The sequence below is a fragment of the Proteus sp. Marseille-Q3619 genome, assembly GCF_965283115.1.
In genome coordinates this window covers 1,011,596-1,026,112 of sequence record NZ_CBDIMP010000001.1, presented here as the reverse complement: position 1 = coordinate 1,026,112, position 14,517 = coordinate 1,011,596, and the positions used below count along the sequence as shown (strand labels likewise).

12 protein-coding genes and 1 other RNA gene are annotated in these 14,517 nt (G+C 38.0%); 7 read left to right on the top strand and 6 right to left on the bottom strand.

Annotated elements, in window-relative coordinates:
* Positions 1–6 precede the first annotated feature (6 nt).
* The 5 genes from ACWPWK_RS04825 to zapA all read right to left on the bottom strand — a co-directional run bounded on the left by ACWPWK_RS04825 (position 7) and on the right by zapA (position 4,246).
* A complete protein-coding gene (locus ACWPWK_RS04825) occupies positions 7–675 on the bottom strand; it encodes a putative HlyD family type I secretion protein (RefSeq protein ID WP_244184994.1) in 669 nt (222 codons plus the stop codon).
* Between the two features lie 2 nt (positions 676–677).
* Complete coding sequence (locus tag ACWPWK_RS04820) at positions 678–2,297, bottom strand: peptidase domain-containing ABC transporter (RefSeq protein ID WP_454208426.1); 1,620 nt, start codon at positions 2,295–2,297, stop codon at positions 678–680.
* A gap of 560 nt (positions 2,298–2,857) precedes the next feature.
* Positions 2,858–3,451: a 5-formyltetrahydrofolate cyclo-ligase gene (locus tag ACWPWK_RS04815; RefSeq protein ID WP_454208424.1), complete on the bottom strand. Its 594-nt coding sequence runs from the start codon at positions 3,449–3,451 to the stop codon at positions 2,858–2,860.
* Positions 3,452–3,623: 172 nt separating this feature from the next.
* Positions 3,624–3,807, bottom strand: a non-coding RNA gene (ssrS, locus tag ACWPWK_RS04810) — 6S RNA.
* Positions 3,808–3,916: 109 nt separating this feature from the next.
* The gene (gene zapA, locus ACWPWK_RS04805; RefSeq protein WP_023581530.1) at positions 3,917–4,246 is read right to left on the bottom strand and encodes a cell division protein ZapA; all 330 of its coding nucleotides are present in this window, start codon (positions 4,244–4,246) and stop codon (positions 3,917–3,919) included.
* A 176-nt stretch (positions 4,247–4,422) separates the two neighbouring features.
* Here zapA and ACWPWK_RS04800 point away from each other — a divergent pair, with 176 nt between their 5' ends.
* The 7 genes from ACWPWK_RS04800 (at position 4,423) to gcvP (ending at position 13,800) form a co-directional block, all read left to right on the top strand.
* Entirely contained in the window at positions 4,423–5,001 is a 579-nt protein-coding gene (locus ACWPWK_RS04800; protein ID WP_109371086.1) for a YecA/YgfB family protein, read from the top strand.
* A 51-nt stretch (positions 5,002–5,052) separates the two neighbouring features.
* A complete protein-coding gene (gene pepP / locus ACWPWK_RS04795) occupies positions 5,053–6,363 on the top strand; it encodes a Xaa-Pro aminopeptidase (protein WP_109371084.1) in 1,311 nt (436 codons plus the stop codon).
* A gap of 13 nt (positions 6,364–6,376) precedes the next feature.
* Positions 6,377–7,549, top strand: a complete 1,173-nt coding sequence (gene ubiH / locus ACWPWK_RS04790) for a 2-octaprenyl-6-methoxyphenyl hydroxylase (RefSeq protein ID WP_109371082.1) — start codon at positions 6,377–6,379, stop codon at positions 7,547–7,549.
* Between the two features lie 69 nt (positions 7,550–7,618).
* On the top strand, positions 7,619–8,854 hold the full coding sequence (gene ubiI, locus ACWPWK_RS04785) for an FAD-dependent 2-octaprenylphenol hydroxylase (RefSeq protein WP_109371080.1): 1,236 nt from the start codon (positions 7,619–7,621) through the stop codon (positions 8,852–8,854).
* Positions 8,855–9,268: 414 nt separating this feature from the next.
* Complete coding sequence (gene gcvT / locus ACWPWK_RS04780; protein WP_109371078.1) at positions 9,269–10,363, top strand: glycine cleavage system aminomethyltransferase GcvT; 1,095 nt, start codon at positions 9,269–9,271, stop codon at positions 10,361–10,363.
* Positions 10,364–10,397: 34 nt separating this feature from the next.
* Positions 10,398–10,790 (top strand): glycine cleavage system protein GcvH, encoded by a 393-nt coding sequence (gene gcvH / locus ACWPWK_RS04775; RefSeq protein ID WP_100159082.1) that lies wholly within the window; start codon positions 10,398–10,400, stop codon positions 10,788–10,790.
* Between the two features lie 133 nt (positions 10,791–10,923).
* Positions 10,924–13,800, top strand: coding sequence for an aminomethyl-transferring glycine dehydrogenase (gene gcvP / locus ACWPWK_RS04770; protein WP_454208420.1), 2,877 nt, complete (start codon positions 10,924–10,926; stop codon positions 13,798–13,800).
* A 90-nt stretch (positions 13,801–13,890) separates the two neighbouring features.
* Here gcvP and ACWPWK_RS04765 read toward each other — a convergent pair whose 3' ends face one another.
* The gene (locus ACWPWK_RS04765) at positions 13,891–14,493 is read right to left on the bottom strand and encodes an HD domain-containing protein (RefSeq protein WP_099074840.1); all 603 of its coding nucleotides are present in this window, start codon (positions 14,491–14,493) and stop codon (positions 13,891–13,893) included.
* Positions 14,494–14,517: the final 24 nt, after the last annotated feature.

Here is a 14,517-nt window from a genome sequence, read left to right as displayed (position 1 = left end):
GGCTAATTATTTTTTTATAAAGAGCTTTTTCTTAAGAATAAAACGTTGTTTAATATTTTCCTTTAATATATTTAATGATAATAGTTCATTATGGATCATGGTTTGATTTTTATTATTAACCTCGATTTCGGCATCAATTAAATTTATATTACTTTCAAATTCATCTTTTTCTTTTTGGTAACTGATAAGAATGGATTTTTTTGTTTTTTCATCTAATTTATTAAAATGATAAAGTTTTTGTGGAGATGTTTCTTGGCTTAATGCTTGATAACGAAGTTTAAGTAACAGCAGGCTATCTATTTTTTTCTGTATTCCCTTAACTTCCTCATCAACACCCAGTATATCGAGTGTTAATAATGCATCACCTTGATTTACTTTTTGTCCCTCTTTTACATGAAGGACAGCAAGGCGGCTATGCTCATAAATTTGAATAACTTGAGAATGCCCTGCAACAATAAGTTTACCTGTTGCAGATGATTGCACATTTAATTTACCTAAATAGGCCCACATAAGAAAAGCGATAACACTGAATGAAATAATTGACGCAATATAACGACTATATGGCGTTAAAGGTTTTTCAATAAGTGCAATATGATTAGGGTAGAAATCATAATTAATATTCTTTTTATTACGATGAAATACTTTAGAAAGTGCAGATTTTATATTTAGGTTCATACTCAACATCCTTGTTGACGTTGCCAAAGTTTTTTGTAGTGGCTATTTTTTGCAATTAATTCCTTATGTGTTCCTTCTTCAATAAGGTTGCCTTTTTCCAACACAATAATACGATGGCAAGTTCTCACCGTTGAAAGTCGATGAGCAATAATGATAACGGTTCTCTCTTTTGCAATAAGAGGAAGGTGCTCTTGGATAATAGCCTGAGATTCATCATCTAATGCGCTGGTGGCTTCATCAAAGATTAAAATTTTAGGCGAAGATAATAAGGCTCTTGCAATCGCAATACGTTGGCGTTGTCCTCCTGATAAGGATTGTCCTCCCTCTGCAATAATAGTGTCATAACCTAATGGTAGTTTTAAAATAAATTCATGAGCACCCGTTAGTTTTGCTACGTAAATAACGTCTTCTAAAGAGGCATTTTGTCGAGTGAGTCGGATATTATCAAACACACTGAGATTAAATAAAAAATTTTGTTGTAGAATAATACCTATTTGCTGGCGTACTCTATTTAAATTAAGTTGTGAAAGAGGAATATTATCAAGTGTGACATGACCTGATTGTGGAATATAAAGACCTGAGATCATGCGTGCTAAAGTACTTTTTCCTGATCCTGATGTTCCAACAATACCAATAATTTCATGTCTTTTTATATGTAATGAAATATTATTTAAAATAGCAGGCGTATGATTTTGATAATGAAAACTGACATTATCAAAGGTAATTCCCCCCTTAATATTTGTTTCTAATATTGAACTATTTTGTTCTTTAGGAAGGTTAAGTATATCTTGTAAGTTGTAGATTGCTGTTTTTGTTTTGATATATTTTCCCCAAACATCAATAGCTGTCGCTAAAGGTTGTAAGCAATAGCCAAGTAGCATCGTAAAAGCAATAAGCTGACCTATTGTCATTGAGAGCGAAATAACTTCACAAGCTCCTACCCATAAGAGTAGTGCAACTGTTGTTTTATTTATAAATGACACAATAAAGCGAGATAAATTATCAATATTTTGAAGCTTTTCGCTTTCACCTGTTAGTTTATGTATTTGTGTATACCATTGTTGTGTAAATCTTGGCTCAAGAGAAAGGCTTTTAATTGTCTCAATACCACCTAAGCTTTCAGTAAGAAAGGCAGTATTGACTGCAACTTTTTGATAAAGATGCTGAACTGCAAATTCTATTTTTGGGGCAAGTAATTTAGCTAAAATAAGATAAAGAGGAATTGTCGAAATAAATATTAATGTTAGCTTTAGCGATAATATTGCCATTGCAAATATAAATAAAAAAATAAAAGAAGAATCAACAAATAACAGTAACAGTGTTTTTGTTATAAATTCTCGTATAATATCTAATTCTTTTATTCGAGCAACAATGGCACCGGTTTGACGTGATTTAAAATAGCCGATAGGAAGTCTAAACAAGTGTTGAGCGAGTTTTAGACTTAACATTATATCAATTTTATTTGCTGTGTGTTGATAAATATATTCTCGAATTCCTTTTAGTGTCCCTTCTAGAATAGCAATAAAAATTAAACCAATAATTAAAACATCTAGTGTTGATAGAGACTGATGGATAATCACTTTATCCATAATAATTTGTATTATAAAAGGCGATGTGAGCATTAATAGTTGAAGAATGAGTGAGTAAAAAAGAATATTTATAAAGATAAGTTTGTATTTCTTTATTACTGTAAAAAACCATGAGAGACTAAAAAATGGATTTTCTTTAAAGCAAAGGTAATAACATTGTGTAATGTTTAATGAATTGAATTGGCTTTGACTTAGATTTTCTGTTTTATCTGTTTGCAGATTATAAATCAGATATGTGTTTTCATTTTTTTTTAATAATATAAATGTGTTGTTTTTATTATCTAAAAAAATAATGTGATGTTCTATTTTTTTAAAATAAATGATTTTTTTGTTTTTTTTAGTTTAAATTGATGTTCATTTTCTAATGAGTTTATAGTAGAGTCTTTTTTTATTTCTATTTCTCTCTTTTTAGTTAGATTGATAATAATACTAATACTTTTTATTAGGTGACTTTCTGTTTTATTATCCATGACAATAAAATACCTTTTGTATAGCTGAAAAATATAAAAAGGTATTTAATATTATTTTTTTTATCAAAAATATAAAAAAACACAGATGATAATTATTAATCTTAATCTAGTACTAATACAAAACTAAAAATGCCAGATCTTTTCTGGTGTAATAATTTCAGGTAATGGCACATCCCAATTTGCAATAGTAAGGTGAGCAACTTGTTGGCAAGTATGCGCTAATCCCATTGGGTAAAATGATTTTTGTTGCCAGTTTTCTAGTGTTCTATCGTAAAAACCGCCCCCCATACCTAATCGTTGACCTTGTTCATCAAAAGCTACTAACGGCGTAAAAATAATATCAATACTAGAGATAGGAATCACCATGTTCACATTTAAAGGCGGCTCTGAAATATTAAAGCGATTTTTTACTAATGTAGTAGACGGTGTGTAGCGTAAAAAAAGGAGGTGATGGCGATGAAAGGGATGCAATACAGGTAAGCAAACTTGTTTATTTAATGCCCATAGCTGGGAGATCAAAGGTGATGTATCAATTTCACCATCAAAAGAAAGAAACAGTGCAATCGTCTGCGCTTGTTTGATTTTAGGGTGAGTAAGAACTTGCTCGCATAGTTTTAGCGCAGCGTCCTGCTGTTGCTCTTGAGTGAGTAAGCGTCTCTTTTGGCGGATAGACTTGCGTATTTCATCTCTTTGCTGAAAAAGTGAGGCTTCTATCATTCATCAACCCATCAGTAAGTCGTTAGTGTTAATGATGAAGTATCATTAACATCAATTTATTACACTTTAGAGGTAAAAAAGAGAAAAGCCAAGATTGGATAAGGGAAAAGGGTATAAAAAAAGTTCTAAACATTAAGCATTTATAAAATACTCAGTGTTTAGAACTTAAATGGAGGTCTCCAAGATGCCGCCGCAAGCTGTAACCCTTGAACCCATGGTCCAAGGTGAACATAGTGTTGCTACCATTAGGCTGCCTGAACGAATCGGGTATGCTCACAAGCAACAGATCACCACGTTCTATGTGTTTCGAATATCGGCTCAGGGGACTGGCCCGCTGGCAAACATCTCAGAGAAATTTGGTGGGTGCGTTAAGCACCTTATCTATGAACTATTGTATTATTTTAATTGTAGAAAGCAACCTATTATCTGTGAATTTCGTGGTGTACGCGTGCTTTCTGAACAAATCTACTTCGCAGTTGAAAAAGTGCGATCATGATGCTTGCCTTGATCGTGTAAAGCTTGTTCAATGGATTGTTGTAGCATTTTTATCTTCTCTTCCATGTTGTAGGCATAGTCTCTGGTTTTTAACTTTTCTTCTGCCAACTCATGACTCATATTTAATGCCACGATAAAAATTAAGTGCTCTGTGTTGGAAACACCACTGCGTTCTTTGAGATCTTGTAATCGTTGTTCCAGTTCAGCAGCAGAAGCCAGTAAAGCATCTCTTTGTTCTGGTGGGCAATTGACACGTAATGAGCGCCCAAAAATTTGAAGATCAACGGGTTGTGCGGACATGATTCCTTCCTGACATAAAATCTGTGCTACGTGTTTAGTAGTGTATACGGTTATAACGCTGTATTAAACGCTATTACTGCAAAAATTCCAATGATTAACATGGCTTAACTGGTACAGCGACTTCTATTGATGGTAGCATATCTTGAACTATTCCCCTAAATGCGACGTTTATTCTTATGTCAAAACAGAACACATTACCGAATTATCAAACTATTGATGCATTATTACAGCAACATACAGTACCTTTAACCGCGGCTGAAATGCATGGTTTGATTACAGGATTTATTTGCGGTGCAGTGCGCGATAACAGTTGGAAAACCTTATTACACGATCTGACTAATGAGGGTTTAGCTTTTCCTAAAACGTTATCAGAGCCACTTGAAGAGCTTTATCACATCACCTATGAACAGCTCGATGACAGTGTGTTCAACTTCTCTATGTTAGTACCTGACGAATCTGAATCTGTTTTTCTAAGAGCCGATGCCCTTGCTGGATGGGTTAATCATTTTCTTTTAGGTCTGGGTGTTGCTCAACCTAAGTTGTCTGATCATAAAGAATTGACCGAAGTGATTACTGATTTGCGTAATATTGGTGCGCTAGGTTATGAAGAAGACGAAAACCAAGAAGAACTTGAAGATGCACTTGAAGAAGTCAGTGAATATGTAAAAGTATCCGTTCAACTTTGTTATATCACTTTTGTCGCACCAAAAGACAAAGGAAATGACAAACAAAATGAGCAACGTGTACTACATTAATTTCATCATTAATTAGATAACCATAAAGATAAATGAAAGACAGGAGTGGGTATGAATAAGCAAGAATTTTTATCCCGTCGTCAGGCATTATTAGCTCAAATGAAGCCTGCGAGTGCAGCTATCTTTTTTGCCGCACCACCAGCGCAACGTAATGCCGATAGTGAGTATCCTTATCGCCAACATAGTGATTTCCTTTATCTAACTGGTTTCAGCGAGCCTGAAGCTATTCTTGTGCTGATTAAAAGTGATGAAACACATAATCACAGTGTGCTTTTTAATCGCGTTAGAGATTTAACCGCTGAAATTTGGTTTGGTCGTCGCCTTGGACAAGAAGCTGCACCTGAAAAATTAGGTGTTGATAAGGCGCTACCTTATGAAGATGTTGGTGAGCAACTGTACCAATTATTAAACGGGTTAGATGTTGTTTATCATGCTCAAGGTGAATATGCGTTTGCTGATGAGATAGTCTTTGGTGCATTAGACACCTTAAGAAAAGGTTCTCGTCGTAACTTAAAAGCACCACAAACTATCATTGATTGGCGTCCAATTGTTCATGAGCAACGCCTATTTAAATCTGATTTTGAACTTGAATTACTGCGTAAAGCCGGAAAAATTACCGCATTAGCACATACGCGTGCGATGCAAAAATGTCAGCCGGGTATGTATGAATATCAACTTCAAGGTGAGATTGAACATGAGTTTACCTCTCATGGTGCGCGTTTCCCTTCGTATAACAGTATTGTCGGCAGTGGTGAAAATGGTTGTATTTTGCACTACACCGAAAACGAAACCAAAATGCGTGATGGGGATTTAGTCCTTATTGATGCAGGCTGTGAATATGAAGGTTATGCCGGTGATATCACCCGTACTTTCCCTGTTAATGGTAAATTTAGCCGTCAACAACGTGAAATTTATGACATAGTCTTAAAATCCATCAATGTTTCTTTGGAATTGTACAAACCTGGTACAAGTATCAAAGAAGTCACTGAGCATGTCGTGTATATCATGGTCGAAGGACTGGTTAAACTGGGCATTATGCACGGTGAAATCGAGCATCTTATTGAGACAAAAGCTTATCAGCGTTTCTTTATGCATAGCTTAAGCCATTGGCTAGGTCTTGATGTTCATGATGTTGGACATTATGGCACGGAGCGTGACCGCATTTTAGAACCGGGCATGGTACTGACCATTGAACCGGGACTTTACATTGCGCCAGATGCAGATGTGCCACAAGAGTATCGTGGCATTGGTATTCGTATTGAAGATGACATTGTTATCACGGAAACAGGCAATGAGAATTTAACGGCATCTGTCGTTAAAGATCCTGATGAAATTGAAGCTCTGATGGCAGGAAAAATTTAAGGCTAAAATCAGCATGAATGTGATTATTGTGGGTGGTGGAATGGCAGGTGCGACATTAGCACTTGCTCTCTGTGCATTAAATAAAGGTAAGATTTCAATTTCGTTAATTGAAGCAAGAGAGCCTGACAATGGGCACCCTGGGTTTGATGCAAGAGCCATCGCATTAGCACATGGAACAGCGAAACGGTTAGAGCAAATCGGGCTTTGGTCAACATTAAAACCTTTTGTCACTCCCATTAATCATGTTCATGTCTCTGATAAAGGTCATTGTGGTTTTGTTAATATTCATGCACAAGACTATGATATCTCAGCACTGGGTTATGTTATTGAATTGCATGATGCTGGGCGTCAGCTTTTTGCTAAGTTAAAAAAACAATCTAATATCACGCTTTATTGCCCCGCTAAAGTTGAACAAGTTCAACGTAATATCGATTCTGTTGAGGTAACACTTGATGATGGTTCGCAATTATCGGGTGATTTACTGATTGCTGCTGATGGTACTCATTCACCTATTGGTCACCAGTGCCATATTCAATGGCAACGAGAGCCTTACCATCAAGTGGCAGTGATCGCTAATGTCAAAACAGAAATTGATCCTCAAGGCAAAGCTTTTGAGCGTTTTACGGAGTTTGGTCCATTAGCCATGTTACCAATGAGTGAAGGGCGTAGCTCATTAGTATGGTGTCATCCTATTGAAAAATTGGATGAAGTTTCACAGTGGGATGATGAAACAACTATCGCACATTTACAGCGTGACTTTGGCTGGCGTTTAGGAAAGATAGAGCATATTGGTAAGCGAAATTGCTACCCTTTAGCGCTACAAAAAGCTAATCAAATTATTGGTCATCGTTTAGCGTTAGTTGGAAATGCCTCGCAAACACTTCATCCTATTGCAGGACAAGGTTTTAACCTTGGTTTACGTGATGTTATGGCTCTCGCCAATACGATCACCCAAGCGATTAATGCCAATACTGATATTGGTAGTTATCGAGTACTCTCTCAATATCAACAACTTCGCCAACAAGATAGAGAAAAAACAATCTCTATTACTGATGGGTTGGTGAAAGTGTTTGCAAATCGTTGTGTGCCACTGATTGTTTCTCGCAACTTAGGGCTAATGACGATGGAATTACTCCCAATGATGAGAGATAAATTGGCGCATCAAACACTTGGCTGGACAGACTAGAGCGTGTTGATCTTTGATGGTCAATTTTTATTCGAATTAAATATAATCGCTTTTTAGGATACTTTTATTATGAAATCATTTGATGTTGTTATTGCTGGTGGTGGAATGGTTGGGCTTGCATTAGCCAGCGGATTACACGGGTGTGGATTACGTATAGCGATAATAGAAAATCACCCAGTAACGACGCTTTTTCACCCACAAGATGATTTTTCATTACGCGTATCTGCTATTAATACAGCCAGTGAAATGCTGCTGAAAAAACTAGGTGTTTGGGAAAATTTGCAAGCATTACGAACAGCACCTTATCAAGGCATGGAAGTTTGGGATCAAGATAGCTTTGGCCGTATTGAGTTTTCAGCACAAAAAGAAGGATTCAGTCACTTAGGCTCTATTATCGAAAATAACCTTATTCGTGAAGTGCTTTGGCAAAAATGTGAAAGCCATAGTGATATTACCTTCTATTCATCAACACAAATTGAGCGTGTAGTGTGGGGGGAAAACGATGCTTTCATTACCCTTAATGATGGCGAAATGTTAACCGCAAGACTTGTTGTGGGCGCTGATGGTGCTAATTCATGGCTACGTAAACATGCTGATATTCCACTGACGTTTTGGGACTATGAACATCACGCATTAGTTGCCACTATTCGTACCGAGCAACCTCATGAAAATGTTGCGCGCCAAGTTTTTCATGGCGAAGGTATTTTGGCATTTCTGCCTCTTTCTGATCCTCATACTTGTTCTATTGTTTGGTCTTTACCAAGCAACCTTGCTGAACGTTATAAAAGCGCAGAAAAAAGCTTATTTGAGCGCACATTGGGTGTGACCTTTGATATGCGTTTAGGTCAATGTGAATTAATAAGTGATCGCATGACCATACCATTAACAGGTCGTTATGCTCGCCAATTTGCCGCTCCTCGCTTAGCGTTACTAGGCGATGCTGCTCATACTATCCACCCTTTAGCTGGACAAGGTGTTAACCTTGGTTTTATGGATGTCGCAGAGTTAATTGGTGAAATTCGCCGCTTAAAAGCTGAAGGTAAAGATTTTGGTGAATATCTCTATTTGAGACGATTTGAACGCCGCCGCAAACATGCAGCCGCGGTGATGTTGGCAAGTATGCAAGGATTTCGTGAACTTTTTGCTGGCAATAACCCTGTTAAAAAACTGGTTCGAGATATCGGTCTTTCGTTAGCGGATAGTTTACCGGGGGTAAAACCTAAGTTACTTGAGCAAGCAATGGGACTTTCTGATTTACCTGAATGGTTAAGTAATAAAAATTTCACTTCAGTTGAAAAAATCTAATTTCTCTCTTATTTCACATTACTTTTATTTATATCTGACTGAAGAAATAGAACTAAAAAAATCTATTTTTTCAGTCTATTCTTTGCACTAATTCCCTTTTTTCAGTAATTCCTCGCTAAAAATGAGCGCTGATACGCATAATTGCAATCATTAGTTCTGCATACCCATATGTCTACATTATGATTAGGAGACACAATACCCTATTTTAACTTATGGTTTATTTTTTCTCACAATGCTAAGTTCAAGGGGATGGTATCGTTTGCGTTGTACGTTAATTGCTCGTATTTGTTAAATCAATGTTTAAAAATAAACTTAAGTTTGAGATTAACACTATGATTTCAAATCAAGTTTAATTTTATATTTAACAAATTACGTTCTCTGAATAATCTAAAGTAAAAGTAGAAAGAGGGAAGAATGGCAAAACAGACTCCGTTGTATGATGAGCACGTAGCCTGCGGTGCTCGTATGGTCGATTTTCATGGTTGGATGATGCCTTTGCATTATGGCTCCCAAATAGATGAACATCATATTGTACGTCGTGATGCAGGTATGTTTGATGTTTCTCATATGACCATTGTTGACTTACATGGCTCACAAGTTAAAGATTTTCTACGTTATTTATTAGCGAATGATATCGCTAAACTCACCGAAAAAGGTAAGGCGCTTTATACCGGTATGCTAAATGCATCAGGTGGTGTAATTGATGATCTTATCGTCTATTACTTTGATGACTCTTTCTATCGTCTCGTTGTGAATTCTGCTACTCGTGAAAAAGATCTCGCGTGGATTGAACAACATGCTTCAGATTATGTGGTTAATATCACTGTTCGTGACGATTTAGCATTAATCGCTGTTCAAGGTCCTCATGCACAAGAAAAAGTACAAAGCTTATTAAGCGAAGCGCAACGCCAAGTTGTTTCTGCTATGAAGCCTTTCTATGGTGTAGAGCTTGGAGACTTATTTATTGCCACAACCGGCTATACCGGTGAGGCTGGCTATGAAATCGCCATGCCAAAAGAGCAAGCCGTCGATTTTTGGAAAAAATTATTAGCTGTGGGAGTTAAACCCGCAGGATTAGGTGCAAGAGACACATTACGCCTAGAAGCGGGAATGAACCTCTATAGCCAAGAGATGGATGAAACGATTAATCCACTTGAAGCAAATATGGGATGGACGATTGCATGGGCACCAGAAGATCGTCAATTTATTGGTCGAGAAGCATTAGAAAAATTACGCGCAACAGGCACAGATAAACTTGTTGGTCTTGTAATGCGAGAGAAAGGTGTGTTGCGTGCTGGCACTGCCGTACACTTTACTGATGATTTAGGTGAGTTAAGAGAAGGTATTATTACAAGTGGTACTTTTTCGCCTACATTAGGCTTTAGTATTGCATTAGCAAGAGTTCCAGCAGGTATAAAAGATAGCGCAATTGTATTAATGCGTAATCGTGAGATGCCAGTAGAAGTGGTAAAACCTGGTTTTGTTCGTTCAGGTAAAGCATTGGTATAACACGTACAATTATTTTAAATGGAGAGTAAGGTCAATGAGTCAAATACCTAGTGAATTAAAATACGCACAATCTCATGAGTGGATCCGTTCAGAAGGCAATGGTGAATACACTATCGGTATTACTGAACATGCACAGGAATTATTAGGTGACATGGTGTTTGTTGATCTACCAGAAGTGGGTAGAGAAGTCGCAGCTGGTGATGATTGTGCGGTAGCGGAATCAGTAAAAGCAGCATCAGATATTTACGCACCATTATCGGGTGAAATTATCGCAGTAAATGAAGAGTTAGATGGTTCTCCAGAACTGGTGAACAGTGCGCCTTACGGAGAAGGTTGGTTATTTCGCATTAAAGCAAATAATGAAAGCGAATTAGATGACTTACTTGATGCCGCCGGTTATCAAGAACTGGTAGATAGCGAAGAGTAAAACGAAGCGCCCCGTCAAATCAATGTCGGGGCGTTTTTATTTGTTAGCTTGTTATCGTAATGCTATCTCAACGCGCTTTAAGCCTTGTGCTATTTACCTATCCATTCATAGTGAATTCAGGAAATTACTTGCAATGACACAGACTTTAAATCAGTTAGAGTATCGCGATGAATTTATTCGTCGCCATATTGGCTCATCACCAGAACAGATTAAAGAGATGCTCAGTGCTGTTGGCGTCTCCTCATTAAATGAATTAACTCAAAAAATTGTTCCAGATAATATTCAATTAGAAACACCACCGAATGTGGGTGCAGGGGCAACAGAGCAAGAAGCCTTGGCTGAATTAAAAGCGATCGCCAGCCAAAATAAACGTTTTACTTCTTACATTGGAATGGGTTACGCACCTTCTGTATTGCCTCCTGTGATTTTGCGTAATTTATTAGAAAATCCAGGTTGGTATACCGCTTATACACCTTATCAGCCAGAAGTTTCTCAAGGTCGTCTAGAATCACTATTGAATTTCCAACAGGTTACAATTGATTATACAGGAATGGATCTCGCTTCTGCATCGTTGCTAGATGAAGCAACGGCCGCAGCTGAAGCAATGGCAATGGCAAAACGTGTAAGCAAACTGAAAAATGCGGATCGTTTCTTTGTCGCTGATGATATTCACCCTCAAACCTTAGATGTTGTCAGAACTCGTGCAGATACTTTTGGTTTTGAGGTTGTTGTTGATAAAGCTGAAAAAGTATTAGAGCTTGAAGGTGTCTTTGGTGTGCTATTACAACAAGTCGGCACAACGGGCGAAGTTCATGATCACAGCAAGTTATTAGCCGCACTAAAAGAGCGCAAAATAATTACTAGTGTTGCCGCTGATTTAATGGCGCTGGTGGTTCTCACTGCGCCAGGTCATCAAGGTGCTGATATCGTATTAGGCTCAGCGCAACGTTTTGGTGTCCCAATGGGTTACGGTGGCCCACATGCGGCATTCTTTGCTTGCCGTGATGAATATAAACGTGCGATGCCGGGTCGTATTATTGGTGTCTCTCGCGATGCTGCGGGTAATCGTGCATTACGTATGGCGATGCAAACGCGTGAACAGCATATTCGTCGTGAAAAAGCGAACTCGAATATTTGTACATCCCAAGTTTTACTTGCCAATATCGCGGCTATGTATGCGGTTTATCATGGGCCAGAAGGGTTAAAAACCATCGCTCAACGTATTCATCGTTTAACGGATATTTTAGCTGCGGGTTTACAACAAAACGGTATGGTATTACGCCATAAAACTTGGTTTGATACATTAACGATTGATACCGCCGATAAAGCCGCTGTATTACAACGCGCTAAAGATGCCGAAATTAACTTACGTACTGATATTGTGGGTGCTGTAGGTGTAACACTAAGCGAAATTACAACGCGTGAAGATGTATTAAAGCTTGTTGAAATTATTAGTGGTAAAGCATTAACTGGTGATATTGATGCACTTGATAAACAAGTTGCCTCCTCATCAGTATCAATTCCTGCTTCTATGCAACGTAAAGACACTGTGCTGACACATGAAAACTTTCATCAGTATCACAGTGAAACAGAAATGATGCGCTATATGCATCGTTTAGAAAATAAAGACTTAGCATTGAATCAAGCGATGATCCCATTAGGATCATGTACGATGAAACTTAATGCTGCCGCTGAAATGATCCCTATTACATGGCCTGAATTTACAGAGCTACATCCATTCTGCCCAGCCTATCAAGCGAAAGGCTATCAAGTGATGATTGGACAACTATCCAATTGGCTTGCTGCATTAACGGGTTATGATGCGATGTGTATGCAACCAAACTCGGGTGCGCAAGGTGAATATGCGGGCTTATTAGCGATTCGTCGTTATCACCAAAGCCGTGGTGAAGGTGCGCGACATATTTGCTTGATCCCAAGTTCAGCACACGGTACTAACCCAGCTTCTGCTCATATGGCAGGCATGACAGTGGTGGTGGTCGGTTGTGATGATAACGGCAATATCGATATTGCAGACTTAAAAGCCAAAGCAGAAAAACATCAAGCTGAACTCTCTTGTGTGATGGTGACATACCCATCAACGCATGGTGTTTATGAAGAAGGTATTCGTGAAGTCTGTGAAATCATTCATCAATATGGCGGACAAGTTTATCTTGATGGTGCCAATATGAATGCACAAGTGGGGATCACAACACCGGGCTTTATTGGTTCTGATGTTTCTCACTTAAACTTACATAAAACCCTCTGTATTCCTCATGGTGGTGGTGGTCCAGGAATGGGGCCTATTGGCGTGAAATCACACTTAGCGCCATTTGTACCAGGTCATTCTGTTGTTGAAATGGAAAATGTCACTACACAAGGTGCTGTTTCTGCGGCTCAATTTGGTAGCGCTTCAATACTACCGATTAGTTGGATGTATATTCGTATGATGGGTGCACAAGGGCTTAAACAAGCAAGCCAAGTGGCAATCTTAAATGCGAACTATATCGCACAACGTTTGAAAAATGATTATGACATTCTTTATGCTGGCGCTGATGGTTATGTCGCACATGAATGTATTATCGATATTCGCCCATTAAAAGCGAATTACGGTATCAGTGAAATGGATGTAGCTAAGCGTTTAATTGACTATGGATTCCACGCTCCAACCATGTCATTCCCTGTTGCGGGTACATTAATGATTGAGCCAACAGAGTCTGAAAGTAAAGTTGAAATTGATCGCTTTATTGAAGCGCTGCTTTCTATTCGTGCTGAAATTGCACAAGTAGATAAAGGCGTATGGCCAATTGATGACAATCCATTAGTTAATGCACCTCACACACAATATGAATTAGTGCAAGAGTGGTCACATAGTTATAGTCGTGAATGTGCGGTGTTCCCAAGTGAAGCAACGAAACAAAGCAAATATTGGCCAGCGGTTAAACGTCTGGATGATGTGTATGGCGACCGCCATTTACATTGTTCATGTGCGCCAATTAGTGACTATGAATAAGCTTTAATCTAGCTATATTCTTAAATTTAAATACCGATGGTTAAGTTAGCCATCGGTATTTTTTATTTAATAAATTCAGCATTGAATCGATTACTTCAGCCAGCCTTTTTTCTGTGCCTCTAATAATTGAGGGTAGAGATATTGCCAAAATTCAGGCCACTGTTTTTCAATAAACAGATTACGCGCTAATACTTGCTCTAAGCGGATATTATTTTCGACCCAGCTTTGACCTTCATTATGTAAATTCATCAGCATTGGCATGGTGCGATCAAGAATATTAGCAAACTGAGATTCTGGTGTTTCAGCCGCATCATATTCCAGCCATAAATTGAGGAAATATTCACTTTGTGGAGAAGGCAATAAAGAGAAAATACGTTTTGCGGCTTTTTGCTCGTGCTCTTTAATCGCTTCTCGAGCGGCAACGTCATAAACCATCACATCGCCAGCATCTATTTCAACGATATCGTGAACAAGGGCTAATTGAATAGCTCGTCCCATATCAATGTCACCCGCGTAAGGCTGAAAACTCATTGCTGCAACGGCAAAGTGCCAACTATGTTCTGCGGTATTTTCGGAACGACTATTGTCTAATACATTATTTTTACGATAAACACGTTTTAGTTTATCTAACTCCATAATAAAGTTAATAGTATCAGAGAAGGGGCCAAATGCCCCTTTTGGTAATTGTGTCATAAAAGTCCGTATTGGTTATGATAA

Coding starts and splice junctions, on each gene's coding strand:
- ACWPWK_RS04825 (WP_244184994.1), bottom strand. CDS start 675: ATGAACCTAAATATAAAATCTGCACTTTCTAAAGTATTTCATCGTAAT.
- ACWPWK_RS04820 (WP_454208426.1), bottom strand. CDS start 2,297: ATGCTCACATCGCCTTTTATAATACAAATTATTATGGATAAAGTGATT.
- ACWPWK_RS04815 (WP_454208424.1), bottom strand. CDS start 3,451: ATGATAGAAGCCTCACTTTTTCAGCAAAGAGATGAAATACGCAAGTCT.
- zapA (WP_023581530.1), bottom strand. CDS start 4,246: ATGTCCGCACAACCCGTTGATCTTCAAATTTTTGGGCGCTCATTACGT.
- ACWPWK_RS04800 (WP_109371086.1), top strand. CDS start 4,423: ATGTCAAAACAGAACACATTACCGAATTATCAAACTATTGATGCATTA.
- pepP (WP_109371084.1), top strand. CDS start 5,053: ATGAATAAGCAAGAATTTTTATCCCGTCGTCAGGCATTATTAGCTCAA.
- ubiH (WP_109371082.1), top strand. CDS start 6,377: ATGAATGTGATTATTGTGGGTGGTGGAATGGCAGGTGCGACATTAGCA.
- ubiI (WP_109371080.1), top strand. CDS start 7,619: ATGAAATCATTTGATGTTGTTATTGCTGGTGGTGGAATGGTTGGGCTT.
- gcvT (WP_109371078.1), top strand. CDS start 9,269: ATGGCAAAACAGACTCCGTTGTATGATGAGCACGTAGCCTGCGGTGCT.
- gcvH (WP_100159082.1), top strand. CDS start 10,398: ATGAGTCAAATACCTAGTGAATTAAAATACGCACAATCTCATGAGTGG.
- gcvP (WP_454208420.1), top strand. CDS start 10,924: ATGACACAGACTTTAAATCAGTTAGAGTATCGCGATGAATTTATTCGT.
- ACWPWK_RS04765 (WP_099074840.1), bottom strand. CDS start 14,493: ATGACACAATTACCAAAAGGGGCATTTGGCCCCTTCTCTGATACTATT.